20 protein-coding genes are annotated in these 25,655 nt (G+C 66.6%); 13 read left to right on the plus strand and 7 right to left on the minus strand.

Features of this window, described 5'->3' with window-relative positions; all coding sequences use genetic code 11:
- Nucleotides 1-47 precede the first annotated feature (47 nt).
- Entirely contained in the window at nt 48-686 is a 639-nt protein-coding gene (locus ACHL_RS05020; RefSeq protein ID WP_015936213.1) for a LysM peptidoglycan-binding domain-containing protein, read from the minus strand.
- Nucleotides 687-1,015: 329 nt separating this feature from the next.
- Here ACHL_RS05020 and ACHL_RS05025 point away from each other — a divergent pair, with 329 nt between their 5' ends.
- The 3 genes from ACHL_RS05025 to ACHL_RS05035 all read left to right on the plus strand — a co-directional run bounded on the left by ACHL_RS05025 (nt 1,016) and on the right by ACHL_RS05035 (nt 3,682).
- Entirely contained in the window at nt 1,016-2,077 is a 1,062-nt protein-coding gene (locus tag ACHL_RS05025) for an adenosine deaminase (protein ID WP_015936214.1), read from the plus strand.
- A gap of 258 nt (nt 2,078-2,335) precedes the next feature.
- Entirely contained in the window at nt 2,336-3,265 is a 930-nt protein-coding gene (locus ACHL_RS05030) for a pullulanase X25 domain-containing protein (protein ID WP_015936215.1), read from the plus strand.
- A 102-nt stretch (nt 3,266-3,367) separates the two neighbouring features.
- Nucleotides 3,368-3,682, plus strand: coding sequence for an acylphosphatase (locus ACHL_RS05035; RefSeq protein ID WP_015936216.1), 315 nt, complete (start codon nt 3,368-3,370; stop codon nt 3,680-3,682).
- On the opposite strand, the gene ACHL_RS05040 is transcribed toward ACHL_RS05035, so the two are convergent.
- Both ACHL_RS05040 and ACHL_RS05045 read right to left on the minus strand, forming a co-directional pair.
- The gene (locus ACHL_RS05040; RefSeq protein WP_015936217.1) at nt 3,660-7,307 is read right to left on the minus strand and encodes a TM0106 family RecB-like putative nuclease; all 3,648 of its coding nucleotides are present in this window, start codon (nt 7,305-7,307) and stop codon (nt 3,660-3,662) included. The two genes, ACHL_RS05035 and ACHL_RS05040, sit on opposite strands and share 23 nt — an antisense overlap.
- Nucleotides 7,308-7,402: 95 nt before the next feature.
- Complete coding sequence (locus ACHL_RS05045; RefSeq protein ID WP_015936218.1) at nt 7,403-8,128, minus strand: GntR family transcriptional regulator; 726 nt, start codon at nt 8,126-8,128, stop codon at nt 7,403-7,405.
- A 181-nt stretch (nt 8,129-8,309) separates the two neighbouring features.
- Here ACHL_RS05045 and ACHL_RS05050 point away from each other — a divergent pair, with 181 nt between their 5' ends.
- The 6 genes from ACHL_RS05050 (at nt 8,310) to eda (ending at nt 15,103) form a co-directional block, all read left to right on the plus strand.
- Nucleotides 8,310-9,716 (plus strand): MFS transporter, encoded by a 1,407-nt coding sequence (locus ACHL_RS05050; RefSeq protein WP_015936219.1) that lies wholly within the window; start codon nt 8,310-8,312, stop codon nt 9,714-9,716.
- Entirely contained in the window at nt 9,713-10,741 is a 1,029-nt protein-coding gene (locus ACHL_RS05055) for an L-idonate 5-dehydrogenase (RefSeq protein WP_015936220.1), read from the plus strand. Before ACHL_RS05050 ends, ACHL_RS05055 begins: the two co-directional genes overlap by 4 nt.
- A 103-nt stretch (nt 10,742-10,844) precedes the next feature.
- Nucleotides 10,845-12,056 (plus strand): D-mannonate dehydratase ManD, encoded by a 1,212-nt coding sequence (gene manD / locus ACHL_RS05060; protein ID WP_015936221.1) that lies wholly within the window; start codon nt 10,845-10,847, stop codon nt 12,054-12,056.
- A 32-nt stretch (nt 12,057-12,088) separates the two neighbouring features.
- Nucleotides 12,089-13,015 carry a carbohydrate kinase family protein gene (locus ACHL_RS05065; RefSeq protein ID WP_050767137.1) on the plus strand — a complete coding sequence of 309 codons (927 nt, stop codon included), beginning with the start codon at nt 12,089-12,091 and terminating at the stop codon, nt 13,013-13,015.
- A 74-nt stretch (nt 13,016-13,089) separates the two neighbouring features.
- A complete protein-coding gene (locus tag ACHL_RS05070; RefSeq protein WP_244266547.1) occupies nt 13,090-14,484 on the plus strand; it encodes a mannitol dehydrogenase family protein in 1,395 nt (464 codons plus the stop codon).
- The gene (eda, locus tag ACHL_RS05075) at nt 14,477-15,103 is read left to right on the plus strand and encodes a bifunctional 4-hydroxy-2-oxoglutarate aldolase/2-dehydro-3-deoxy-phosphogluconate aldolase (RefSeq protein ID WP_015936224.1); all 627 of its coding nucleotides are present in this window, start codon (nt 14,477-14,479) and stop codon (nt 15,101-15,103) included. Before ACHL_RS05070 ends, eda begins: the two co-directional genes overlap by 8 nt.
- A gap of 80 nt (nt 15,104-15,183) precedes the next feature.
- On the opposite strand, the gene ACHL_RS05080 is transcribed toward eda, so the two are convergent.
- Both ACHL_RS05080 and ACHL_RS05085 read right to left on the minus strand, forming a co-directional pair.
- On the minus strand, nt 15,184-16,383 hold the full coding sequence (locus tag ACHL_RS05080) for a TerC family protein (RefSeq protein ID WP_015936225.1): 1,200 nt from the start codon (nt 16,381-16,383) through the stop codon (nt 15,184-15,186).
- Nucleotides 16,384-16,420: 37 nt separating this feature from the next.
- The gene (locus ACHL_RS05085) at nt 16,421-18,136 is read right to left on the minus strand and encodes a RecQ family ATP-dependent DNA helicase (RefSeq protein WP_015936226.1); all 1,716 of its coding nucleotides are present in this window, start codon (nt 18,134-18,136) and stop codon (nt 16,421-16,423) included.
- A 190-nt stretch (nt 18,137-18,326) separates the two neighbouring features.
- Between ACHL_RS05085 and ACHL_RS05090 the strand changes: the two genes are divergently transcribed.
- Nucleotides 18,327-20,654, plus strand: coding sequence for an FdhF/YdeP family oxidoreductase (locus tag ACHL_RS05090; protein ID WP_015936227.1), 2,328 nt, complete (start codon nt 18,327-18,329; stop codon nt 20,652-20,654).
- Between the two features lie 101 nt (nt 20,655-20,755).
- On the opposite strand, the gene ACHL_RS05095 is transcribed toward ACHL_RS05090, so the two are convergent.
- Together ACHL_RS05095 and ACHL_RS05100 are read right to left on the minus strand one after the other, a co-directional pair.
- Nucleotides 20,756-21,085: a DUF6457 domain-containing protein gene (locus ACHL_RS05095; RefSeq protein ID WP_015936228.1), complete on the minus strand. Its 330-nt coding sequence runs from the start codon at nt 21,083-21,085 to the stop codon at nt 20,756-20,758.
- Between the two features lie 13 nt (nt 21,086-21,098).
- A complete protein-coding gene (locus ACHL_RS05100) occupies nt 21,099-22,073 on the minus strand; it encodes an aldo/keto reductase (protein ID WP_015936229.1) in 975 nt (324 codons plus the stop codon).
- Nucleotides 22,074-22,431: 358 nt separating this feature from the next.
- On the opposite strand from ACHL_RS05100, the gene fdhA reads away from it, so the two are divergent.
- The 3 genes from fdhA to ACHL_RS05115 all read left to right on the plus strand — a co-directional run bounded on the left by fdhA (nt 22,432) and on the right by ACHL_RS05115 (nt 25,648).
- The gene (gene fdhA / locus ACHL_RS05105; RefSeq protein ID WP_015936230.1) at nt 22,432-23,643 is read left to right on the plus strand and encodes a formaldehyde dehydrogenase, glutathione-independent; all 1,212 of its coding nucleotides are present in this window, start codon (nt 22,432-22,434) and stop codon (nt 23,641-23,643) included.
- A gap of 123 nt (nt 23,644-23,766) precedes the next feature.
- On the plus strand, nt 23,767-24,120 hold the full coding sequence (locus ACHL_RS05110) for a GNAT family N-acetyltransferase (protein ID WP_015936231.1): 354 nt from the start codon (nt 23,767-23,769) through the stop codon (nt 24,118-24,120).
- A 166-nt stretch (nt 24,121-24,286) separates the two neighbouring features.
- Nucleotides 24,287-25,648, plus strand: coding sequence for an MFS transporter (locus ACHL_RS05115; RefSeq protein WP_043794475.1), 1,362 nt, complete (start codon nt 24,287-24,289; stop codon nt 25,646-25,648).
- The last annotated feature ends 7 nt before the right edge of the window (nt 25,649-25,655 follow it).

Consider the following 25,655-nt stretch of genomic DNA (forward strand, 5'->3'; position numbering starts at 1 on the left):
TCTATGGTCAACGGAATTTGTCTATCGCCGACCGGTTTTGGGGCCCGCTAAGCGGGGAGCTGGAGCACCTGTCCTTCGAACACCAGGTTGGGATCGGAGATGGTGTCCAGGTTGGCGTCGGCAAGGTGCTGCCAACCGCCTGCGATACCCAGCTTATCGGCGACGATGCTCAGGGTGTCGCCGGCTTCGAGGGTGTAGGTCTCGCCGCTGAGGGCTACAGAGGTAGCGTGCCGGGCCGGTGCCTGCGCGGCAGGCGCAGCTTCGACGGCTGCGGCCTGGACGGGAGCCGCCTGGACCGGTGCCTGCTGCACTGGTGCCTGCTGGACCGGGGCGCCGCCCCCGCCGCTCAGGCCCAGCTGGGATGAGCAGGAAGGCCAGGCGCCCCAGCCCTGGGAGGCCTGGACACGCTCGGCCACGGCGATCTGCTGTTCGCGGCTGGCGTCTGCAGGTGAGCCGGAACCGCCGTAGGCCTGCCAGGTGCTGGCTGTGAACTGGAGGCCGCCGGAGAATCCGTTGCCCGTGTTGGTGGACCAGTTGCCGCCGCTTTCACACTGGGCCAGCGAGTCCCACGTTGACGTGGGGGTGGCTGCGTTGGCAGCGCCGGTGGAAAGGGCGACGCCCGCTACGGAAAGAGCCGCCACGGTGGCTCCACGGCGCGCAACAGTACGGAAAGAGGATTTATTCATGGTGGTGATGCTCCTGAAGGCCACCCGCGCTGGCTCCGTCCCCGAAGATCGTCGCGCTCCTGCCCGCCCCTGACAAATAGAGGTCAACGTCGGTGGCTGCCGCTGGGCAGTTCTGGTGAAGGCAGCACCTGGCATTCATGCGCCCGCCGGACGGGCATGCATTTCACGCTAAAACATAGCCTTGGCGTTATCAAATCGAGATAGGTGCTGCGATTCGCGGGGCGGGCACGGACAGCTGCGCAGGCTGCCGACGGCTGCGGCGGCCTCCATGCGGGGTGCGCTCCGGGCCCGGGCAGGCGGGAATCCCCACAGGGGATTATCCTGACCGGATGGAAAACTTTGAGGGTGAGCCCGTTGCGCCCGAAACCGGAGTGTCAGAACCCAACGCCGCTGTCCCGGCCCGGCTCCTGCCGGTTGCTGAACTGCACCTGCACATCGAAGGCACCCTGCAGCCTGAATTGATCTTTGCCCTCGCGGAACGCAACGGCATCACCCTCCCGTACGCGGACCTTGACGAGCTGCGCCAGCGGTACGAATTCACGGACCTTCAGTCCTTCCTGGACCTGTACTACGCCAACATGGCCGTGCTGCAGACCGAAGAGGACTTCGCAGCCATGACCCACGCCTACCTCGAACGTGCCGCGGCCGCCGGCGTCCGGCACGCCGAGATCATGCTGGACCCGCAGGCCCACCTGTCCCGGGGCATCTCGCTGGAGACCTGCGTCAACGGCGTCGCATCCGTGCTGGCCACCTCGATGGAGGACTTTGGGATGTCCACCATCCTGATCGCCGCCTTCCTGCGTGACCTCCCCGAGGAGTCTGCCCTCGAAGTCCTGGACGCCCTGCTGGCCATGGACGCACCGATCGGTGCCATCGGCCTGGACTCCGCGGAGGTAGGCAACCCGCCCGCAAAGTTTGAGCGCCTCTATGCCAGGGCCCGCGAAGCAGGCCTACGGCTGACGGCCCACGCAGGTGAGGAGGGACCGGCGTCGTACGTTGTGGAAGCCCTGGACGTCCTGGGCGTGGAACGCATCGACCACGGCATCCGCTGCATGGACGACGCCGACCTGGTGGAGCGCCTGGTGGACGAGCGGATCCCGCTCACGGTCTGCCCCCTGTCCAACGTCCGGCTCCGCACCGTGGATACCTTGGCTGACCACCCGCTGCCGGCCATGCTGGCCGCCGGACTCAATGTGTCCGTGAACTCTGACGACCCCGCCTATTTCGGCGGTTACGTGGATGACAACTTTGCCCAGCTGGAGGCCGTGTTCGAGCTGTCTGAATTCGACAAGGCGAGGCTCGCAGCCAACTCCATCCACTCGTCATTTGCGTCTGAAGAACGCAAGGCAGAACTGCTGGAGGAACTGAACAGCGGGGAGCTGGCGCACTGACCCGGGCCTCGCGCGTCCCGGCCGCCCAATCTCCGGCTAAACTTGGTCCCGCAGGCGGGTCAGGGACGTGCGGGACAAATCCCGCGCCAGCGTAAGAAATGGTCGAGCAGCCGGCCTTACCCGAGACCGCCGCCTCAGTTGTTGTGACTTGCGCTTCATAGTCGGTCACGACACGCAGAGTTAACCAATTAAAGTCGCGCGATTTAACGGGCACTTGGCAAGATGCTCTCATCGGATCGCTCACACACTAGGGGAATCATGGCCAAGTCCACCGCAGAAAACACCTTCCTTCGACTCAAGACCGTGCTGGATGTCCTGACCGAAGGCGTGTGGTCCGGTGATGCGCTGAATGCGGGCCAGGTCCTGGCGGAGTCCACGGCTCGTGTGCCGTTCAACGAGCACGAGGCCGAGCTGCTCAGCGGCGGGATTCCCCGCGGACACAAGACCCTGACGTCGGCCACCGCCAAGCTGGTCAAGGCCGGCTGGCTGGTCAAGGGCCGCTCGGGATGGACCATCACCGAGGACGGCATGCGTGCCACTGTCGCTTACCCGGACGCTGTATCTTTCGCGTCCGCGCTCGACGCCGGCACTCCCGTTCCTGCCGACACCCCGGTTCCGGAAGCACCCGCCGGGTTCGTCCGTCCGGTGTCCGCCGCTGCCGCCACCCTTGAGGTGCCAGCCAAGGACGACGCCAAGACGGCCAAGAAGGCCCCCGCAAAGAAGGCACCCGCCAAGAAGGCCGCATCCGTTGTGGAAAAGGCTGCCAAGGCGATCGAAGACGCCGTCGAGCCTGTGGTGAAGGCCGTGCGCAAGAAGGCTCCTGCGAAGGCCGAAGCCGCAGCGCCTGCAGCAACCGAGCCGTTCGAAGGCCCGGACGTGGAGACCCACCCGCAGCCCGAGGCCGTGGCCGTTGCCGGCGACTTCAACACCATCCTGGGTGCCCCCGAGAACTGGGCACCGCAGTACGACGAGGCCCAGATGGAGTTCGACTTCCTGGACCAGCTGTGGAAGAAGAGCGCCGAACTGCCGGCCGGCCACTACACCTTCAAGATCGCGCTCAACCGTTCTTGGACCGAGAACTACGGCGCATTCGGGACGTTCGATGGCCCCAACCACGAGCTGCACCACTCCGGCGGCACCGTGACCATCCGCTACAACCACTCCACGCGCGACATCACCATCAACTAAGCGCCCTTTCCCCAACTGGGTAGCAGCAGATGTCGTTTTGAGCCCTCATAACGACATCAACTGCTACCCAGTTGGGCGGGCGGCTGCCGAGGAGGCCTACTCATGGCACGCCACGCCGAACCAACCGCTGACGGGCCGGCGGCTCACCAGGTTCGCTTGAGCGCCCGCGTGTTCGGCGTGGTGCAGGGCGTCGGCTTCCGGTACCGGACCATGGGTGAAGCCGAGGAGCTGGGCCTGACCGGAGAGGTGAAAAACCTCGACGACGGTTCGGTAGCCCTGGTTGCCGAAGGCACCGGAGAGCAGGTGGAGAAGCTTTTGGACTGGCTGAACTCGGACCGCGCCCCAGGCCGGGTGGAGCGGGTGGACCACACCCTGTCCGAAATCCAGGGATCCTTTAGGGAATTCCGGGCACGCTGAGCCCGATGAAGGCGCCCAGTTCCTCCAGCGCGGCCGGCTTGTGCGGCATGTAGTTCGTGAGCTCGGGGGAGCGGACGATCACCGCCCGCCACTGGCCACGTGACACGGCCACGTTGATCCGGTTCCGGTTCAGGAGGAATTCGGCACCCCGCGGAGCCTCCGCCACCGCAGAACATGCCATTGACACCAGAACCACCGGTGCTTCCTGGCCCTGGAACTTGTCCACCGTTCCCACCCGGACGTCCGGCAGGCCGGCGTCGGCCAATTCCTTGCGGATGAGGTGCACCTGGGTGTTGTACGCGGCCACCACCAGAAGGTCCTGCTGCTCCAGCGGCCGGGCTGCGGCTTCCGGCCCCGGCGTCCATTTAAGGCCCAAGTGTCGGTGTGCCTGCCGGACCACCTCCGATGCTTCCTCTGCCGAGCTTGTCGAATTGCCGGTGTGCTGTACCAACACAGTCTCAACGCCCGGCGGCACGGTTTCCAGCTCACGCAGGGATGCTGCCGGTGCGGACTGCAGCTTACTTTCATAGCTGAGCCTCGACACCGCAGCGCACAGGGCCGGATGCATCCGCCAGCTGTCAGCCAGGAAATATCCCAACCGTGCCGGCAGGGTGGCGTGCCCGGCGGCCAGCCAGCCGAGGGCGGAATCATCCACCGGCTCCGGGTGGGCGCCTTGCGTCACCTGGGGGAGCTGCTGGGGATCTCCCAGGAGCAGGAGCCGCTTCGCTGCCCGGGAAACGGCCAGTGTGTTGGCCAGGGAGAACTGTCCGGCCTCATCGATCACCAGGAGGTCCAGGGAACCGGCCGGGACTTCCTTGCCGGTCATGGTCCAGGCCGTTCCGCCCACCAGGCAGCCACCGGAAGACTCCAGCAGGCGTGCGACATCGCCGTCGGCCGTAGCTTTCCACGGAACCTCGTGGGGTGCGGAGAGCTTCTTCGCTACCAGCGACGGGTCCACCCCGCCCTTGTCGATGGCCCGGCACAGCAGGTTCTCCACCACGTTGTGCGACTGGGCCACCACTCCCACTTTCCAGCCTTCGCCGACGAGTTGGCCGATCACGTGAGCGCCAACGTAGGTCTTGCCCGTGCCGGGAGGACCCTGGACGGCCAGGTAGGAACGGTCCAGGTCCCGCAGCGAAGCTGTGATGGCGCCTGCATAATCGGCAGCGCCATCGGCCCCGTGCTGAACCTCAGCTGGTCCGGGCAGCGAGCGGAACCGCGGGGGCAGTTTGCGAAGGATGTCCAGGCCCGGCTGGGCGGGCAATGAGGGAACCGTGGACCCCACAGCCCTGGCGAGCTCCGCCAAAGCGGCCTCGATGCTCGCCGTCGCCAGCGGCTGGTCCTCGGTGAGGGCCACCGGGAGATGCGGGTACGCCTGCACCTTGCCGGACTCGCGTTCGGCGATGGTGATGAGGGTGTAGGCGGGATTGTCCGGTGCAGGCTGCAGGTCGCTGATACGGGTCCCAAAGCTGAACCCCCGGGCTCCCGGTGCTGCATCCGGGGCCGCCATGCCATCCGGCGGCGGGGAATCGTAGAGCCGGCACCAGGTGGAATCCGCGCGGAAGTCGGAACCTTCGGTCATGATGCCCCGCAGCTTCAAGATCCGGGTCCGCATCCGCTCCCGCGGCTTGGCCAGGGCCCAGTCAGAGGAGACCTCTGCAGATTCGACCACGAACACATTGCGCTGATCGGACCAGCTCGCCAGCGGAGCCTCCACCCGGTCAAAGTGCTGCCACCAGAACTGCTTGCGTTCGCGGCGGTGGTATCCGGTGGCGGCCGCCACCATGGCGATGGCCCGTTCGTCGTCCGTCCAGGGTCGGTTGTCCGGCAGTCCGGCGAGGTACTCGTGCAGCCGGCCCTCCTCAGGTGATTCGTCCTGCGCGTCCCCGCGGCCCGGGCGGGCAGTGCCAAGCGCAAAGACGCCGGGCTCGGGATCCTCCCGTGCTTCCACCGGAACCTTTTCGGCGTCGGCCTGAGGCTGGATGTCCAGCAGCCAGTCACGCAGGCGCAGCGTGGACAGGCAGTCGTACTGGTTGTAGTCGGAAATGGAGGAAAGGACGGCGGCTGCCTCGGCCTGGTGCCCGGCATCGCGGGCGGCGCAGTAGGCCGCGTAGGCCACCACGGAGGCCCCGGCGTCCTTGACGTCCCCGGAGCGCAGGTTGTCGCCCATGTACAGCGGCTCGAGCTTCTTGATGGAATAGGACGCCTCGGAGATGCGCAGCGAGTGCTTCACTGTGGCGTAGAGGTCCACAAGAAGGCCTTTCCGCAACCAGTCGTCCACGGTGTCTTCGCCCGCCTGGTGGGCCAGGGACAGGTTCCGGAGGGCCGTCTTCTCGTAGGCGGCGTAGTGGTAGACGTGCATGTCCGGATACTGCCTGCGGCGGTTCTCCACGTATTCAAGGAAATCCAGGAAGGCCTTCCGTTCTCCGGACCGGGAATGGGCCCAGAAGGGCCGGAACACAGGGTCGCCCCCAGCGCCGGCCACGGGCGCCTCGATCACGCCGAACAGGTACTCGATGCCCCAGACCCCTGTGGCCGGGTCCTGCCAGAGCGGATCGCCCTCAAAGTCGAAGAAGATGTCCCCGGCACTCGGCGCCGGGAGCGTGCCGATGGTGTGCTCCGGCAGGACGCTGTAGGAGACAGTGTGGGGCTCGCCGTCCTTGGTGAACGTCCGGGATCCGGCGGCAGCATCCAGTCCCAGCTGCATCCGTGCCTGGGCGCGGAGCCGCGCCACGGAGTTCTTGGCGTCAGCCGCCGGCATGGCAGCGAGTTCGTCGATGCTGGTGATGCCGGCCGCATGGAGTTTCCTGCGCTGGACCACCGACATCCCGGCGACCATAAGGAGGTCCCGGTGCAGCTGGACCTGTTCAGCGCAGTAGTCGCACCGGCCGCAGTGGACGATGCCTGGCTGCTGCCACTTAACGGCCTCGCCGCGGACTCGGTGGTCGGCCGTGAGTTGGCGGAAGCGCAGGCGTCGTTCGCGGAAAACGGGCAGAAGGTCCGGAAGGGAATGGCTGCTGCGCAACCAGTCCTCACCAACTCGGGTACCCAGCACGAGGGTGACCGCGGGGGAGGGGTCCAGCCCCATCCCGAGGAGCTGGTCACCGTAAGCCGCGAGCTGCAGCAGGGCGCCCACTTTGGCGTGCCGGGCCAGCTTGGTGTCCCAGACTTCGTACCGGCCCGGCAGCCCGGTCCCGGCGGCCTCGTTGACCAGGAAGTCCGCATAGCCGAGGAACTCGCCATCGAAGAAGGTGGCCTGGAAGACGACGTCGGCCCCGGAGCGCAGCGCGAGCTCGGTTTCGGCGTGCTTTGCTTGGAGTTCCCCGCGGACCGTATTGCCGCGTTCCAGTGAGTAGACGCCCGTGCCGCGGCTGGCATCCCATGGCCCGTATTTGGCCACCAGGCTTTCCAGGACGGTCTGCTCGTGCCGGTCGCCCAGCTCGCCGGCCCGGACCCGCATCTCGTCAGGAGGGAATGCGGCCTTGGCGGCCCGGCCCAGCTTCTCGTCGAGGACACGGAGCGTGCGGTATTCACATTCGCTGGCCGCCACGAGGTCGCTGGCGGAGAACACCAGGTCCGGCGCGGCGCCGGGACCGGCACTGGCATCGGCTTCGAGCGGGAACACGGGGCCTCCCCATTGGACAGCCGGGCCGGAGGACGGTTCCCCAGGCCTGGTTTACAGCTGCTTCAAACGTAGCAAGAGGGTCCGACAACCAGGGCTCAGGCGAGGCGGGCAACGCTCCGGCGGGTGGGACGCCGGGCCGAGCCGTCGGAAAAGAGTTCAGGAGTGGCCTCCTGAATCCGCTGCACGTCCTCGAAGACTCCCCTCAGGTGAAGCCGGAGGCAGTTGTCGGCGTCGGGAACGTCATTGGCTTCCAGAGCATCCACCACGGCAGTGTGCTGCTCAATCAGCGTGGCTACCGGCCGGGTCTCCAGCAGACTCATCCGGCGCGCCCGGTCAAGGTGCGCCTTGGCGGAGTTGACCGCGCTCCAGGCGGATTCATGTCCCGCGAGGCGCAGGAGTTCGCGGTGGAAGTCCTCGTCCAGCCGGAAGAATTCCTCGATGTCGCCGCTGGCGTCAGAGGCGGACTGGGCTGCAAGGATCTCACGCAGACCGGCGATCCCGGGCCCGTCCACGATCAGGTCGCGCAGGGAAGCGCATTCGATGGCTTCGCGGACAAACTGGGCTTCGGATACCCGGCTGAGGTCCACCAGCGAGACGAAGGATCCGATTTGAGGGAAAACCTGCACCAGGCCTTCCTCCCGCAAAAGGATCAGGCTCTCGCGGACAGGGGTGCGGCTGACGCCGAGTTCCTGCGCCAGTTCGTTCTCGGACAGGGGCTCGCCAGGGGGCAGTTGCAGCGAGATTATCCGGCGGCGCAGCGTTTCCAGTGTTTGGTCCCTGACTGAAAGCCGGGGCGCTGAGCTTCTCTTGTCCGTTGCCATGATCCAAGTTTAGCCTGTTGACACACTAGAATGGTAGTGCTTGTATGGTAGTTGAATCGACCCGCTGCCAGCCCGTATGTCCTGGTTTCCGGCGGTTCCCCGCCCGCCCCGGCAGTCGTTAGCTGCCACACCCCCAACTGCTTGACCACCTTCGAAAGCATCGCCTGCAAAGGAGCAACAGATGACCGAGAGCATCGCGCCCCCAAACACCAAGAAAGAGTCCCGCTCCACCAGGGATTTGGCCAAGGTTGCCGTGTCCGGATGGCTGGGAACTGCCATGGAGTTCATGGATTTCCAGCTGTACTCCCTGGCCGCGGCCATTGTCTTCAATAAGATCTTCTTCCCCGACGTCAGCCCGGTCATCGGGCTTATAGCCGCCATGGCGACTTACGGCGTGGGCTATGTGGCGCGCCTGGTGGGTGCCGTCTACTTCGGCCGCATGGGCGACAGGATCGGCCGCAAGAAGGTCCTGTTCATCACCATCGCGCTAATGGGCGCCTCCACCACCTTGATCGGGGTGCTGCCCACCTACGCCATGATCGGCATCTGGGCACCCATCCTCTTGGTGGCACTGCGCCTGATCCAGGGCTTCGGAGCCGGCGCTGAAATCGCCGGCGCCACTGTGATGCTCGCCGAATACGCCCCCACCCGCCGTCGCGGGCTGATCTCCTCGCTGGTGAGCCTGGGCACCAATTCGGGAACGCTCGCAGCTTCAGCCCTCTGGGCCATCCTGGTGGCAGTCCTGTCCGAGGAACAGCTGCTGAGCTGGGGCTGGCGCCTCCCGTTCCTGGCCAGCTTCCTGCTGATGATTTTCGCAGTGTGGATCCGGCGCTCCCTCAAGGAAAGCCCGGTCTTCGAGCAGCGCGCCGACGTAGTGGACGGCGTGGCCCTCTCCAAGGACGAAATCGCCGGACAGGACGCCAAGCACCGGGCGGCCGCGGCGGCAGCAACCGGGACCAGCACCATCGAAGCCGCCCTGCACCAGAAGAAGGGCAAGTCCTTCCTGATCGCCCTCGGCCTCCGCTTTGGCCAGGCCGGCAACTCCGGACTCATCCAGACATTCCTCATCGGTTACCTGGCAACAGTGTTGCTCATGGACAAGACCATCGGCACCACCGCCATCATGTACGGCTCCATCCTCGGCTTCGCCACCATTCCGCTGATTGGCATCCTGGGTGACCGGTTCGGGCGCCGACCCCTGTACCTGGTCCTCAGCACCCTCACGGCCCTGTTCGCCATCCCCATGATGATGATGGTCACCAGCGGCAACCCCACGCTGGTCATGGTTGCCGTCATCGTCGGCCTGAACCTCGGCGTCCTGAGCCTCTTCTCGATGGAGAGCGTCACCATGGCGGAGTTCTTCGGCGCCCGCACCCGCTTTACCCAGCTGGCCCTGGCCAAGGAAATCGGCGGCATCCTCGCCACCGCCATCGGCCCCATCCTCGCCGCTACGCTCACCGCCGTCACCGGCCACTGGTGGCCGCTCGCCGCGATGCTCATCGGTTACTCGCTGATCACCCTCGTCTCCGCTGCAGTCGGTCCTGAGGTCCGCGGCCGTGACATGGTCCGCCTGGAGGATGCCGTATGAAAGCAGTAGTGGTCCACGGCGCCAACGATCTCCGCATCGACGAACGTCCGGAGCCGGTGGCCGGTCCCGGTGAAGTAGTGCTCGACGTCGAATGGGGCGGGATCTGCGGATCCGACCTTTCGTACTGGCGCCACGGAGCCTCCGGGACGGCAGCGCTGAAGTCACCGCTGGTTCTGGGCCACGAGGTGGCCGGACGGATCGCCCAGCTTGGAGCCGGCGTCGAGAACCTGGAAATAGGCCAGCCCGTCACCGTGCACCCGGCCGAACTGGTGGGCGATGGCGTCATGCCCGGCCGGCTCAGCGGACGGACCAACCTCTACCCGCAGATCCGCTACTTCGGCTCGGCGGCGTTCGATCCCCACACGGATGGCGGGTTCACTGAGCGGAAAGTTGCAAAGGCCTTCCAGGTCCGCCCGCTTCCCGACGGCGTGGACACCCTCCGCGGGGCGCTGGCCGAACCGCTGGCGGTCGCCATGCACGCGGTCAGCCGGGCAGGGAACCTCGAGGGCCGGGACATCTTGGTCAACGGCGCCGGGCCGATCGGGTCCCTCGTGATCGCGGCGGCCAAGTATGCCGGCGCCAGGAACATCATCGCCACGGACATCAACGACTCTTCGCTGCGGATCGCCAAGGCCATGGGCGCCGACGACGTCCTGAACGTCACCGGCAACGACCTTCCTGCGGATGTGGAGCTCGTGTTCGAAGCTACAGGCATCCCGGCGGTGCTGGGCGGAGTCCTGCGCGCCACCGCCCGCGGCGGCACCATCGTGCAGGTGGGAAACCTGCCCGGAACGGCTGCCGCCGCAGCCTTGGGGGACCTGGTCACCCGGGAGATCACGTGGATCGGCTCCTACCGGTTCGTTGACGAGATCACGGACGCCTTGCACGCGATGGCGAACGGCCTCGACGTCGCCCCGGTCATCACGCACAAGTTCGGCATCGATGACGCCGCCGAAGCCATGCGGACCGCCGTGGACCCTGCCGCGGACAGCAGCAAGGTCATGCTCCGTCTCAGCGGATCCTGACCACCAGAGACCAACTGAGTTGCAGTAGATGTCGTTTTGAACCCTCAAAGCGACATCTACTGCGACCTACATTGACCAACCACCCTGAATTGAAGGACCACCAGTGAAGATCACCGACGCACGGGTTGTGGTTTCGTCGCCCGGACGGAACTACGTGACGCTCGTTATTGAAACCGAGGACGGCATCACCGGCATCGGCGACGCCACCCTGAACGGCCGAGAGCTGGCCGTGGCGTCCTATCTCAGCGAGCACCTATGCCCGCTGTTGATTGGCCGCGACGCACGGCGCATCGAGGACGCCTGGCAGTACTTCTACAAGGGGGCGTACTGGCGCCGCGGACCGGTGACCATGACGGCGATCGCGGCGATCGACGTCGCGCTTTGGGACATCAAGGGCAAGGCCGCCGGCATGCCAGTGTACGAACTCCTCGGCGGCGCGGCCCGCGAGGGCGTGATGGTCTACGGCCACGCCAGCGGGTCGACGCTCGAGGACCTCAGCAAGGACTTCCAGCACCACCTGGACCTGGGCTACAAGGCCATCCGCGCCCAGGCAGCCGTGCCGGGGCTGGACAAGACCTACGGCATCGCCCCGGTGGACGGAAAGCTGTACGAGCCGGCCAGCGGCAACGTCCCGCAGGAGGACACCTGGGAAACCACGTCATATCTGGACTTCGCACCGAAGATGATGGCGCACGTCCGCGAACAGTTCGGCTACGGCGTCCACGTCCTGCACGACGTGCACCACCGCCTGACCCCCATCGAAGCGGGCCGGCTGGGCGCCTCGCTGGAAGAGTACCGGCCGTTCTGGATCGAGGACCCGACGCCGGCCGAGGACCAGTCCGCGTTCCGCCTCATCCGCCAGCACACCACCACGCCCATCGCCGTGGGCGAGGTCTTCAACTCAATCTGGGACTGCCAGCAACTGATCACCGAGCGCCTGATCGACTACATCCGCACCTCTGTTTCGCACGCCGGCGGCATCACGCACCTGCGCCGCATCTTCTCGCTCGCGGACCTGTATGGAGTCCGCTCCGGTTCGCACGGCGCGGGCGACCTCTCACCGGTGTCCTTCGCCGCAGCCCTGCACGTGGACATGTCCATCCCCAACTTCGGAGTCCAGGAATACATGGGCCACCGCGATCCGGCCAACGAGGTCTTCAGCACCTCCTACACCTTCGCGGACGGCTACATGCACCCCGGGGACGCCCCCGGCCTCGGCATAGAGTTCAACGAGGAAGCCGCCGCACGCTTCCCGTTTGACCCCAAATACCTGCCGGTAAACCGGCGCCTCGACGGATCGGTGCACGACTGGTGAACAACATCCACAACACCTTCGACGTGGTGGTGATGGGGGAGATCCTCGTCGAAGTCGCCACCGACCAGCCGTTCAGCCACGGCGTTCCCGCCCAGCTGGGCATTTCCGGCGACGCCCTCAACGTCGCCGCCGCCGCAGCGTCCGCCGGTGCCACGGTGGGGCTGCTGGCAATCCTCACCGACGACGACCTGGGCCAGGCCATCGCCGCCAGAATCGCCGAACTTGGCATCTCCACCGACCTCGTGAAGTTCCGCAAGGGACAGCAGGGCGTCTACCTGGTGCACAGCGACCCGGACGGCGAACGGGAGTTCTCCTACGCCCGCACCGGCAGCGTCGGCTCCACGCTCGGCCCGGACGACGTGGACCCCGCAGTCTTCGCCGCGGCAGGGGCCGTGGTGGCGGGCGGCATCGCCTGCGCCATTTCCGGAACCTCCCGCGCCGCCGTCGTCAAGGCTGCTTCGCTGGCGAAGCGCTTCGTCTACGATCCCAACTACCGGCCCCGCCTCACCACCGTGGAAGACGCGACGGCGGCACTCACCGAACTTGCCCCACACGCCTTCCTGGTCACGCCGTCCTACCCCGGCGAAACGAATGCGCTGCTGGGGGTTTCGTCGGCCGAATCCGCCGCGGCAAAGCTCCGGACGCTCGGCACCGGCAACGTCGCCGTTACCTGCGGGGCGAAGGGCGTCCAGCTCGAATCCGACGCCGTCTCGGCCTGGGTTCCGGCCATTCCCGCGCCCGCAGTGGTGGACCAGACCGGTGCCGGCGACGCGTTCGTGGGCACCCTGACCGCCCGCCTCATGCTGGGTGACGACTTCCCGACGGCGGCGCGTTACGGGGCTGCCGCATCCTCCCTCGTGGTGGGTGGCAAGGGCGGCACGGGCCTCATTCCCACGTTCGAGCAGACCCGTGCGCATGCCGCCGGCAGCCTGGAAGGAACAGCGCCATCGAACGCCTGAGTATCGCCGCCCTTGCAGGCACGGGCCACAAAGTTGCCCTGCAGCGGGATCAGCTGGAGCCCGGAATCGTCCACCTGGGACTCGGTGCCTTCGCCCGAGCCCACACCGCCGTCTTCACCGAGGACGCCATGCTCGCCGCCGACGACCCGCAGTGGGGGATCATCGGGGTCACCCAGCGTTCGGATGCCGTGGCCCGGCAGCTCACTCCGCAGGACGGCCTCTTCACGGTGGACGAACGGGGAGAGGGCGCCGCCCCGGCACGGATCGTCTCCAGCATCGTCGAAGCCATCTCCGGGCGGGACAACCCGGACCTGGTGGTGGAACGGATCGCCGCGCCCGCCACAAAGATTGTCACCCTTACCATCACCGAAAAGGGCTACCGGTTCAACCCGCAAACCCGCAACCTCGACCTGGACGACGCAGAGACCATCGCAGACCTCGGCGGCAGGCCGCCGCGCACCACCGTCGGCCAAATCACGCGGGGGCTGCAACAGCGCTGCCGGACCGGCGCCGGCCCCGTCACCGTGGTGTCCTGCGACAACCTGCCCGGCAACGGCGAACTGACCGGCACCCTGGTCCGGAACTTCGCCGAAGCCCTCCCCGCCGGGGAAAGTGACGACCTGCTGGCCTGGATCGCGGCGAACGTAGCGTTCCCGTCCACCATGGTGGACCGGATGGTGCCCGCCACCACCGATGGCGACCTGGCCGCCGTCGAACGTGAATTGGGCCTGCGGGATGAAGCCGCCGTCGTCGCCGAGCCGTTCAAGCAATGGGTCATTGAGGACAATTTCGCTGCCGACAGGCCGCGCTGGGAGGAATCCGGTGCGCTGTTCAGCAACGACGTCGCCGCGTGGGAATCCGCCAAGCTGCGGCTGCTGAACGCCAGCCACTCGATGCTGGCCTACCTCGGCCTCGCCGTGGGCATGGAAACCATCGCCGACGCTGTGGAGGTGGACGCATTCCGCACCGCCTGCCGGAGCATGATGCTGGAGGAAGCCCTGCCCAGCATCACCCTCCCCGCCGGAATGGACGGCGAACAGTACTGCGACGAGGTGCTCCGCCGGTTCGCCAACCCCGCACTCGGGCACACCACCGCGAAGGTGGGTAGCGACGGATCGCAGAAGGTAGGGCTCCGGCTGCTGACCACCGTCCGGGGAACGCTCGACGCCGGGCGCGAACCGAAGTGGGCCGCGCTAGCTGTTGCCGCGTGGATGCACCACGTGGCCGGCGCCCCGGCGACGGAACTGAACGATCCTCTGGCGAAAGAGCTGCAGGCGGTCCTGCCCGAAGACCGCACCGCGGACACCGTGGTGCCTGCCCTGCTCGGGTTCCGGCCCGTCGTCGAGCCTTACCTGGCCGGGCACGAAACCTTCAAGGCGCTGCTCCTGCACTGGTACCGCATCATCGACAACAACAAGGCTTCCGACAACAGGCTGGCAAGCCTGGGAAATGAGATCAACCATGGCTGACGCATCCGGCGTCCTCGGCGTTTCACCGGTCATCCCTGTGGTCACCATTGACGATCCCCAGGACGCCGTGCCCCTGGCCCGCGCGTTGGTGGACGGTGGAGTGAAGATCATCGAGCTCACCCTCCGGACCACCTCGGCGCTCACCTCCCTGAAGCTCATCGCCGACGAAGTGCCGGAGATCCTGGTGGGCGCCGGCACCATTCTTACCCCGCAGCAGGCCGACGACGCCGTAGCCGCAGGTGCCCAGTTCCTGGTCAGCCCAGGGGTCACGCCGGCCCTGCTCACCGCAATGCTCTCCACGGGCGTTCCCGTCCTGCCCGGGGTGGCAACGGTGGGTGAGGTCCTGGCCGTGCTGGAACAGGGGCTGGACACGATGAAGTTCTTCCCGGCAGGCCCCGCCGGCGGCCCGAAATACCTCGCGGCCATCGGCGCGCCCGTCCCGCACGTGAGGTTCTGCCCCACGGGCGGCATCAGTCTGGCTACCGCGCCGGACTACCTGAAGCTGCCCAACGTGGCCTGCGTGGGAGGCAGCTGGCTGACCCCGGCAGACGCCGTCGCAGCCAAGGACTGGGCCCGCATCACCACCCTCGCGAGCGGTGCAGCAGCCCTCGCCCGCTAACCCGAAAAAGTAGGTAGCAGCAGGTGTCGTTTAGAGCCCTCAAAACGACATCAGCTGCTACCTAGTTGGGAGGAAGGGGGTCAGGCCTGCGCGTCCGCCCGGACCTGGGCCTTGTCGTGCTCGTCGTGGGCCTTGCGGATCAGGGCCAGGAACTCGGTTTCGTTGCGGACCAGGCGCTTGTACTTCTCCGGGAGCTTGCGGATCTGGTCCTCCTCGCGGACCATCTTGGCGAAGATCTTGTCCCTCTCCGCCATGTCCGTTTCGTAGTTCAGGTCCACGTACTCAGTGGCGTGCCGGCGGGCACCGGAGACGGCGTTCTTGGCCTTGCCCTTGGGGCTGAAGATCGAGGCCAGGATGGTGAGCACCAGCACGCCGAGGATCACACTGAGCGACAGGCCTGTGCTGACCTCCACCACATTGACGTGCTCGCCGTCGTTGATGAACGGCAGCGTGTTCTCGTGGAGCGCGTGCAGGATGAGCTTGACGCCGATGAAGCCCAGGATCACGGCCAGGCCGTAGGACAGGAAGATCAGCCGGTCCAGCAGTCCGTCGATCAGGAAGAACAGCTGCCGCAGGCCCATCAACGAGAACGCGGTGGCGGTGAAGACGATGAACACGTTCTGGGTCAGGCCGAAGATGGCCGGGATGGAGTCCAGGGCGAACAGGATGTCCGTACCGCCGATGGCCACCATCACCAGCAGCATGGGGGTCAGCACCTTCTTGCCGTTCTCCATGGTGAAGAGCTTGTCGCCGTCGTAATGCTCCGACGCCGGCAGGAACTTCTTGGCGAGCCGGACCACGAAACCTTCGGAGTCGTCGTCGTGGTCATCCGGCTTGAGCAGGTTGCCGGCCGTGATCAGCAGGATCAGCCCGAAGATGTAGAAGACCCACGCGAAGCTGTTGATCAGTGCTGCGCCCAGGAAGATGAAGGCCGTGCGGGCAATCAGGGAGAAGACGATGCCGAACAGCAACACCTTCTGCTGGTCCGCGCGGGGCACCTTGAAGCTGGCCATGATGATCAGGAACACGAAGAGGTTGTCCACGGACAGGGCCTTCTCCGTGACGTAGCCGGCGAAGTACTCGGTACCCATGGTGGGCCCGCCGAAGAGCAGCACACCCAGCCCGAACAGCAGAGCGATGCCCACGTAGATCGCCGACCAGATGGACGATTCCTTCAATGTGGGGGTGTGCGCCTTGCGGACGTGGAAGAAGAAATCGAAGGCCAGCAGCCCCACGATTCCCGCGATGGTCAGGGTCCAGACATAAGGAGGAACTTCCACGCGGCGGCCTTTCGTTGGAACGTGTCCCTGAAGCTTACTAAGCAGGCTTCAGGAGTTTATGCTCCAGCACGGCCGAACGCGACAGTGTTTTGTATCCCTCCTGCTCGAACAGCACGGTGATCACGTCGTCCTCGTGCCGCATCACCAGGCCCTGGCCCCACTCTTTGTGGACCACCGCGGACTGGAGCGGGAACGGATCATCGGCCGCCGCAGGACCCCGCCGGCCGCCGTCGGACGTCTTTTTTCCCTTCTTGCCGCCCCCGTTCCCGGAGCCGGGCTCCGCGGATTCGTCCGGACGGCGTGCGGCCTCGGCGCAGGCGTCGCAGTTGTTGCACGGCGCCGGCAGGTCCTCGCCGAAGTAGTTGAGCAGGAACTGGCGCCGGCACCCGTCCGTCTCGGCGTAGGCGCGCATCATGGTCAGGCGGGACTGCTCCACGCGCTGCCTGGCCTCTGCGCGTTCGACGGCGGCGGCAGCCAGTGCGGGCAGCTTGGCTTTGGCGGCGAGGCGTATCCCGCGCTTGCCTGTGGTGACCGAGCCCGCCTCCTCGAGCTGGTTCACCAAGCCCGTGACCCGGCGGGCCGGGAACCCGGTCAGCTCCGCCAGGGACGACTTGGGCACGGGTCCACCGGCATCCTTGAGGACTTTCAGCACCTTGAGCAGCTTCTCCGGATCCGGGGTACTGGTACTGAAGAACTTCCGCAGGCCCAGATCCTCGGAACGGTAGTGCAGCACCGCGGCGGCAGGTTTGCCGTCCCGGCCCCCACGGCCGATCTCCTGGTAGTAGGCGTCCAGCGATTCCGGGATGTCTGCGTGCACCACGAAACGGACGGTGGGTTTGTCGATGCCCATGCCGAAGGCGGTAGTGGCCGCCACCACGTCCAGCCCGTCCGCCAGGAAGAGTTCGTGGATGCGTTCCCGTTCCGCGGCGGACAAGCCGGCGTGGTAAGCCTCGGCCCGGAGGCCTTCCGCGGCGAGCTTGGCGGCGTACTTTTCGGTGTCCTTGCGGGTGGCGGCGTACACCAGGCCCTGCCCGTCGCGTGCCAGCGCAGCCACCTGGTGGAGGACGGCGCGGCGCTTGTCCCTGTCCTCATGGTGGCGCACCACATCCAGGCAGATGTTGGGGCGGTCAAAGCCGTGCACCAGCACCAGGGGGTCCTTCATGCGCAGCCGTTCCACGATTTCGTCCCGTACCGGGGGAGAGGCGGTGGCGGTCAGGGCTGCGGCGGGCGGGTGGCCCAGCCGTTCCCGGACGGTGCCCAGGCCCAGGTAGTCGGGCCGGAAGTCGTGGCCCCAGGAGGAGACGCAGTGGGCCTCGTCCACCACGAACAGGGAGACCCCCATGCGGGCCAGGCGCTCCACCGTCACGTCCTTGGCCAGCTGCTCCGGCGCCAGGTAGAGGAACGCTGCCGTCCCGGACTCGGCAGCCTCCCACGCGGCCTCCACCTCGGCGTCACTGTGGGATGAGTTGATGGCGACGGCGGCCCCCTCGCCGAGGTCTGTGGCCAGGCCGTCCAGCTGGTCCTCCTGGAGGGCGATCAGCGGTGAAACCACGACGGCGGGATGTCCCGTTGCGTTGTGGAGGTACCGGGCGGCCACCTGGAAGATGGCGGATTTGCCGTAGCCGGTGGGCATTACGGCCAGGACGTCGCGGCCGTCAACCAGCGCGGACATCCCTGCAAGCTGGCCGTCCCGAAGGTCCGGGAGGGAAAATGATGAAGCCGCAAGGGCGGCAAGGGCAAGATCGTCGGACATGTAAAACGGGCTCCGCACACCAGAAACCAACGGCCGCTTGCTTCAGCCGTGGTGCCCAGCCTACGCCAGCCCCGCGCCGCCGTCGTACATCCCTTGACTTCAGCGGATGGCTGAACAAATGTGGAAAGAGCGGAGACCGCCGAAGCAGCCGGTGGTGGCCCGGACGGCGAGGACGCAAGGAGAACCCAACGTGGTGCGCGAGAATCCCAAGGTTGAAGAGCCAGACGAATCCCAGCTTGAAGTCACCGGACATCCCAAGGCATGGGCCGCCGGTGTTCCGGGTGTGTACCACTCGATGAAGCCGGCGCTTGAGCACATGGGTGTTGAACGGTCCCGGAAGACGCTGCTGGCGCTGAACCAGAAGGACGGGTTCGACTGCATGAGCTGCGCCTGGCCGGACCCGGGCCACCGTAAGATGTTCGAATTCTGTGAGAACGGGGCCAAGGCCGTCACCTGGGAAGCGACCCCCGTGGTGGTCGGCAGCGACTTCTGGGCCGAACACCCTGTCAGCGAGCTGCGGCAGCGGTCCGAGTACTGGCTGGGAATGCAGGGCCGCCTGACCGAACCGGTGTACAAGCCGGCGGGGGAGGACCATTACCGTCCGGTCAGTTGGGAACAGGCGGTGGGGATCCTGGCGGACAAGCTGAAGTCCCTGCCCGATCCCAACCAGGCCACCTTCTACACCAGCGGCCGCACCTCCAACGAGGCCGCGTTCCTCTACCAGCTCTTCATCAGGGCTTACGGAACCAACAACCTCCCCGACTGTTCCAACATGTGCCACGAGTCCTCCGGGTGGGGCATGGGCCAGACCATCGGCGTGGGCAAGGCAACGGTCTCCTACAACGACTTCGAAAAAGCCGACCTGATCATCATCATGGGCCAGAACCCGGGCACCAACCACCCGCGCATGCTCACCGCGCTGGAGGAAGCCAAGGAAGCCGGCTGCAAGATCGTGGCCGTCAATCCGCTGCCCGAAGCCGGGCTGATGCGCTACAAGAACCCGCAAAAGGTGAAGGGCATCATCGGCCACGGCACGGATCTGGCGGACCAGTTCCTGCAGGTACGGATCGGCGGGGACATGGCGCTGCTGCAGGCGGTGTCCAAGCGGGTGCTCGACGCCGAGGCCGCCAACCCGGGCACGGTCCTGGACCACGCCTTCCTTGAGGAGCACTGCGAAGGGCTCGAGGAGCTCCGGGCGCACCTGGCGCAGCTCGATGAGGCTGCCGTTCTGGCGGCCACCGGCCTGCGCCCCGAGGAGATCGACGAACTCGCCGCCCGCTACCTCGCAGCGGACCGCGTCATCATCACCTGGGCCATGGGCGTCACGCAGCAGAAGAAGGGCGTGGCCACCATCAAGGAGATCATCAACCTGCTCCTGCTGCGCGGCAACATCGGAAAACCGGGCGCCGGAGCTTCCCCCATCCGCGGCCACAGCAACGTCCAGGGCGACCGCACCATGGGCATCTGGGAGCAGATGCCGCCCGCGTTCCTGGACGCGCTGGGCCAGGAGTTCGCGTTCGAGCCGCCGCGGGACCACGGCCTGGACGCCGTCCAGACCGTCCGCGGAATGCGCGACGGCGGGATCAAGGTTTTCGTGGGCCTCGGCGGCAACTTCGTGGGAGCCATTTCGGACACCGCCGTGGCCGAGGAAGCCATGGAAAACACCGAGCTGTCGGTCCAGATCTCCACCAAGCTCAACCACTCCCATGCGGTCACCGGTGCCGAGGCACTGATCCTGCCCACTATGGGCCGGACCGAAATCGACCGGCAGGAAAGCGGGCCGCAGTTTGTCTCGGTGGAGGATACGGTCTGCGCGGTGCACGCCTCCCACGGCACCGTGGAACCAGTAGCGCAGGGCCTGCTGTCCGAGGTGGCCATCATCTGCCGCCTGGCCGCCGCCGTGGTGCCGGACCGGAGTTCGGCGGACTGGGCCGGGTTCGAGAAAAACTACGACCTCATCCGGGACCACATCTCCCATGTGGTGAACGGCTGTGAGGACTACAACCGCAAGATCCGGCAGGACGGCGGCTTCATCCTGCCCAACGGGCCGCGCGATTCCCGGACCTTCCACACCCCCACCGGCAAAGCCATGCTCACGGTCAACGAACTCGAACACGTGGACCGGCCCGAGGGCACGCTGATCCTGCAGAGCATGCGCTCGCACGACCAGTTCAACACCACCATCTACGGCAACAACGACCGCTACCGGGGGATCAAAAAGGGCCGCGAGGTGGTGTTCGTGAACCCGGTGGACCTTGCCGAGCTGGGCTTCGAGGACGGCCAGCGCGTGGACATCCACGGCGTTTACGCGGACAACGTGCAGCGGGTGCTCCGGAACTACCGGATTGTCTCCTACCCGTCCGCCAGGGGCTGCGCGGCCGCCTACTACCCGGAGGCCAACGTCCTGGTGCCGCTGGACAGCGTGGCAGAGGGCAGCCAGACGCCGGCATCAAAGGCCGTGATTGTTCGCCTTGAGCGGGCGGCCGTGCTGGAAGAGGAACCCACCGCCGGGGGATGACAGGTGGCGGGCGTGACCGGCCCTGCCCCGCATCGGCGGCCCTGGCCCGCACACACGGTACAAGCCAATGCCGGTTGTGCGGGCCAGGGCCGGTTACGTGCCTACTGGGCGGTGTCGGCCCAGCCTTTGCTGGCCGGGCCGCCGTCGTGCCCGTCCTCGCACAGCTGGAACGCCACCTTCGCAGCCTTATCCACGGCGGCCGCCGCGGCGTCCTTGTTTCCCGCGCTGCCGGTCCCGGCGTGCAGCCCGGCGGCGTAGCCCACCATGAATGTGGTGACCGGTGCAGCGGCATGGATCACCGAATCCGCCGATTTCCGGGCCAGGTCCAGGAGCAGCTCCTGGTCTACCTTGAGGTCGAGGATCTGCAGTGCCTGTGCCAGCCGGTGGCTCCACTGGTCCAGGACCTGCGCTTCGTCGTCGTTGACTGCCATGGTTCTCCTTGCGTCAGTTATCGATGGTGGACATGTTGGGGTAGCGGGCGCCCGCCGCGGCTCCTGCCGGTGCCAGCCGGTCCAGGAGGTCGAGGTCCTCCCGGCTGAGTTCGACGTCCACCGCGCCCAGGTTCTCACGCAGCCGCCCGCGTTTCTTCGTTCCGGGAATCGGCACGATGTGCTCACCCTGGGCGAGCAGCCAGGCGAGGGCCAGCTGCCCGGGGGTGCACTGTTTGCCGGTGGCGAGTTCCCGGACGCTGTCCACCAGCTCAAGGTTCCTGGTGAAGTTTTCGCCCTGGAACCGCGGGGAGTGCCTGCGGAAATCGTCCGCAGCGAAATCCTCCTCGCTGCGGATCTGCCCCGTCAGGAAGCCGCGGCCCAGCGGGCTGTAGGGGACGAAACCAATCCCCAGCTCCTCGAGGACCGGGAACACCTTGGTTTCCGGCTCGCGTTCCCACAGGGAATACTCGGTCTGCAGGGCCGTGATCGGGTGTACGGCGTGGGCCTTGCGGATGGTGTCCGAGGAGGCTTCGGACAGGCCCAGGTGGCGTACCTTGCCGGCCTGCACCAGCTCCGCCATGGCGCCCACGGTTTCCTCGATGGGCACCGTCTTGTCCACGCGGTGCTGGTAGTAGAGGTCGATGTGGTCCACTCCCAGCCGCTCCAGGCTGGCATCGCAGGCACGCCGTACGTAGTCCGGGTGGCCGTTGATGCCAACCCATGAGCCGTCCTCGCGGCGTTCGTTGCCGAACTTGGTGGCAATCACCACGTCGTCTCGCCGGCCGCCCACGGCCCGGCCCACCAGGCGTTCGTTGGTGAAGGGGCCGTACATGTCCGCGGTGTCCAGCAGGGTGCCGCCGGCGTCCAGGAATTCGTGGATGGTGGCAAGAGACTCCTGCTCGTCACCTTCGCCGTAGAACTCGCTCATGCCCATGCAGCCAAGTCCCAGGGCAGAGACGCTCAATGTTCCGATGGTACGGGTCTTCATTCGGTTCTCCTCAGCGGTAGAACGTGCTCCGCGCCCGCCATGACGGGGCGCAAAAGCCTTTGGGTGCAGCGTACGCCCCACAGGCACGTCCCCAGAAGTGTGCCGTCCCAAACATGGGGTCCATACCCCTAGACCAGTCCGGCGGGCCTGCCTAGACTGGGCGGACCCCCACCCAGGAACCCGCAGCGACTGGCGCTTCCGGCAAGAAAAGAACGTCCCGGCACGAACGTTCCGGAGACGGACGGCACGCCGGGAAGCGCACGATTTTCGGTCGGGCCGGGTCCCCGCCTGCGGGGTTGCATCACCTATCCAACCATCACGGCCGCCGTACCCGGCAGGCCTGACAACAGGAGAACAGATGACAGGGAACAAAGCCGTTGCCTACAAGGAACCCGGCAAGGTCGAGGTAATCGATGTTGACTATCCCACCTTCGAACTGAAGGACGGCCCGGGCGTCAACCCGGCCAACGTGGGACGTGCGGTCAACCACGGGGTGATCCTCAAGACCGTGGCCACCAATATCTGCGGCTCGGACCAGCACATGGTGCGCGGCCGCACCACAGCACCGCCGGACCTGGTGCTGGGCCACGAAATCACCGGTGAAGTGGTGGAGGTGGGCCGCGACGTGGAGTTCATCAAGGTGGGCGATATCTGCTCGGTGCCGTTCAACATCGCCTGCGGGCGGTGCCGGAACTGCAAGGAGCGGAAGACCGGCATTTGCCTGAATGTGAACCCGGACCGCCCCGGCAGTGCCTACGGCTACGTGGATATGGGCGGCTGGGTGGGCGGCCAGGCCAATTACGTCCTGGTGCCGTACGCGGACTGGAACCTGCTCAAATTCCCGGACCGGGACCAGGCCCTGGAGAAGATGCTGGACCTGACCATGCTTTCGGACATCTTCCCCACGGGATTCCACGGAGCCGTGACCGCCGGCGTGGGCGTCGGTTCCACGGTGTATGTGGCGGGTGCCGGGCCTGTTGGCCTCGCAGCGGCAACCAGCGCGCACCTGCTGGGTGCCGCCGTCGTAATTGTGGGCGACATGAACGCCGACCGCCTGGCCCAGGCCAAGAGCTTCGGCTGCGAGACGGTGGACCTGAGCAAGGGCGGCCCGGCCGAGCAGATCGAACAGATCCTGGGTGTCCCGGAGGTGGACTGCGGCGTGGACGCCGTGGGCTTCGAGGCGCGCGGGCACGGCAGCAACGCCTCGGAGGCGCCGGCCACGGTTCTGAACTCCCTGATGGAGATCACCTCAGCCGGCGGCGCCCTGGGCATTCCCGGGCTCTACGTCACAGGGGATCCGGGCGGCATCGACGAGGCCGCCAAGAAGGGTGCGCTGAGCCTGAGCCTCGGCACGGGCTGGGCCAAATCGCTGAGCTTCACCACCGGCCAGTGTCCGGTGATGAAGTACAACCGCGGGCTGATGATGGCGATCCTGCATGACAAGGTCCACATCGCCAAGAACGTCAACGCCAAAGCGATTGCCCTGGAGGACGCGCCGAAGGGCTACGCCGAGTTCGACGCCGGTGCCGCCACCAAGTACGTGCTGAACCCGAACGGCTACCTCAGCTAGGAGGGAGTTTCCCGACGGCGGGCGGCNGGCTTCCGGGCCGGCCGCCCGCCGTCTGTGGAAATAAGGCCCGGCGGTGGCGGGTTACGCTTCACAGGTCTTGAACTGCAATGAAGGAGATTTCCCTTGAGCGACATCACCGTCCGTCATAACCCCGAGCGCGAACGCTTCGAAATCCTCGTGGCCGGCCACGTCATCGGCAAGGCCGTGTACAAGGAGTACGACGGCGACGCCTCGCCGCAGCGGATTTTCTACCACACGGTGATCAACGAGGAGTACGGCGGGCAGGGCCTTGCCGGCAAGCTCGCCGCGGTGGCGCTGGATGAAACGGCCGAAGCCGGGATCGGCATCGTTCCGGTGTGCCCGTTCATCAAGAAGTTCATCGGCAAGCACCCCGAATATGTTGGCAACGCGGTTGCCATCACCCCGGCCCACCTGGAGTTCTTGGACAACGCGCTCGCGGCCCGTACCAGGGGCTGAGGGTCCGCTCACCTGTCTTCGATGCACACTGCCGTCCCAGACGCGCTGATTCGATGACGCACCTTGTATCTGCGGGGCGCCGTCGAACATGCGCGTCGGGGACGCTTTTGCGTGCCGGGAGTGCCGCGAATCGCGCGGGCGCCACCCTGTGCAGCAGACTGTTACCGTGAGCAACAACCCCCGGACTGGCCTGGCCGTCGCCGGGCTCAGCCTGGGCACGGCACTGAACCCCCTCAACTCCTCCATGATCGCCGTGGCGCTGGTGGTGCTCCGGGCCGACTTCGGACTGGACGTCGCGGCCGTCACCTGGGTGGTGACGTCCTTCTACCTCGCTTCCGCCGCCGGCCAGCCGGTCATGGGCAGGCTGGCGGACAGATTCGGCCCGCGCCGGATGTTTATGCTGGGCATGGCACTGGTGGCCCTCACCTGTGCGCTGGCTCCGCTGGCCCCCAACTTCGCGTTGCTGTGCGTGGCCCGGGCCGTGATGGCGTTGGGAACGGCCACCGCCTATCCCAGCGCGGTGGTGATGGTGGGGGCCATCGCGCACCGCGCGAAGGTGGAGTCCGCCCGCCCGCTGGGCCGGCTGCAAATGGCGAACACGTCCGCAGCCGCCGTAGGTCCCGTGATCGGCGGCCTGCTGGTGAGCCTGGTGGGCTGGGAGGCGCTGTTCCTGATCAACGTGCCCTTCGCCTTGGCGGCACTGCTGATCGTGAGACAGGCCGCTCCGCCGGACGAGGCCCGGGAACGCGGCAGCCTGTCCGAGCTCCTGCGCGACTCGGACATCCCCGGCATCCTGGCGTTCGTGGGCGCTTTGCTGCTGGTGATGATGGCCGCCCTGAACGTGGCCCCCGGCTACCGCTGGTGGATGCTGGCGGCCGGAACCGGCATTGCTGCCATCTTTGCGTGGCGGGAACTGCGGTTTGCCCGGCCGTTCCTGGACCTGCGGCTGTTGGGCCGCAACAGGCCGCTGCTGCTGGTGTACCTGGCGTTCGCAGTGTTCAGCAGCGTCTACTACTTCGTCTTCTTTGGCCTGCCCCAGCTGCTGCAGGAATCCGGCGAGTACGATCCCGGCGTGGTGGGCCTGCTGATGCTCCCGCTGGCTGCCATGTCCGTGGTGGCCACCCCATGGGCCGTGAAGGCCATGGGACGGTTTGGTGTGCGGCGGGTGCTGCTGGCCGGCGTCGTGCTCCTGACCGTGGCGGCTGCCCTGATGTGGCTGCTGACCGGAACGCTGGCCATCCCGCTGGTGGTGGTGATGACCGCGTTGATGGGCATCCCGTACGGCACCGTCAGTATCGCCACCAACCAGGGCATGTTCGTTTCCACCCGGCCGCAGGACCGGGGTGTGGCGGCTGGCATCTACCAGACCTGCCGGTACGTGGGCGCGATTACCGCCACGGTGATGATCGGCGTCTTCGCCTCGGGAGGGGTGCACCAGGACAGCTGGGCCCGGATGGTGGTGGCCATGCTGGTGCTGTGTGCCGCCACCTTCGGCGTGAGCCTGTTCTGGCGGCAGCGGAGCGCATAGCCTGTCC

It is taken from the genome of Pseudarthrobacter chlorophenolicus A6 (assembly GCF_000022025.1).
Taxonomy (GTDB): domain Bacteria; phylum Actinomycetota; class Actinomycetes; order Actinomycetales; family Micrococcaceae; genus Arthrobacter; species Arthrobacter chlorophenolicus.

Excerpts from the sequence above, each read along its gene's own strand:
- ACHL_RS05100 (WP_015936229.1), bottom strand. The coding sequence starts at position 22,073 with ATGAAGACCCGTACCATCGGAACATTGAGCGTCTCTGCCCTGGGACTT.
- ACHL_RS05065 (WP_050767137.1), top strand. The coding sequence starts at position 12,089 with ATGGGGGAGATCCTCGTCGAAGTCGCCACCGACCAGCCGTTCAGCCAC.
- ACHL_RS05030 (WP_015936215.1), top strand. The coding sequence starts at position 2,336 with ATGGCCAAGTCCACCGCAGAAAACACCTTCCTTCGACTCAAGACCGTG.
- eda (WP_015936224.1), top strand. The coding sequence starts at position 14,477 with ATGGCTGACGCATCCGGCGTCCTCGGCGTTTCACCGGTCATCCCTGTG.
- ACHL_RS05025 (WP_015936214.1), top strand. The coding sequence starts at position 1,016 with ATGGAAAACTTTGAGGGTGAGCCCGTTGCGCCCGAAACCGGAGTGTCA.
- ACHL_RS05045 (WP_015936218.1), bottom strand. The coding sequence starts at position 8,128 with ATGGCAACGGACAAGAGAAGCTCAGCGCCCCGGCTTTCAGTCAGGGAC.
- ACHL_RS05035 (WP_015936216.1), top strand. The coding sequence starts at position 3,368 with ATGGCACGCCACGCCGAACCAACCGCTGACGGGCCGGCGGCTCACCAG.
- ACHL_RS05050 (WP_015936219.1), top strand. The coding sequence starts at position 8,310 with ATGACCGAGAGCATCGCGCCCCCAAACACCAAGAAAGAGTCCCGCTCC.
- ACHL_RS05055 (WP_015936220.1), top strand. The coding sequence starts at position 9,713 with ATGAAAGCAGTAGTGGTCCACGGCGCCAACGATCTCCGCATCGACGAA.
- fdhA (WP_015936230.1), top strand. The coding sequence starts at position 22,432 with ATGACAGGGAACAAAGCCGTTGCCTACAAGGAACCCGGCAAGGTCGAG.
- ACHL_RS05085 (WP_015936226.1), bottom strand. The coding sequence starts at position 18,136 with ATGTCCGACGATCTTGCCCTTGCCGCCCTTGCGGCTTCATCATTTTCC.
- ACHL_RS05095 (WP_015936228.1), bottom strand. The coding sequence starts at position 21,085 with ATGGCAGTCAACGACGACGAAGCGCAGGTCCTGGACCAGTGGAGCCAC.
- ACHL_RS05020 (WP_015936213.1), bottom strand. The coding sequence starts at position 686 with ATGAATAAATCCTCTTTCCGTACTGTTGCGCGCCGTGGAGCCACCGTG.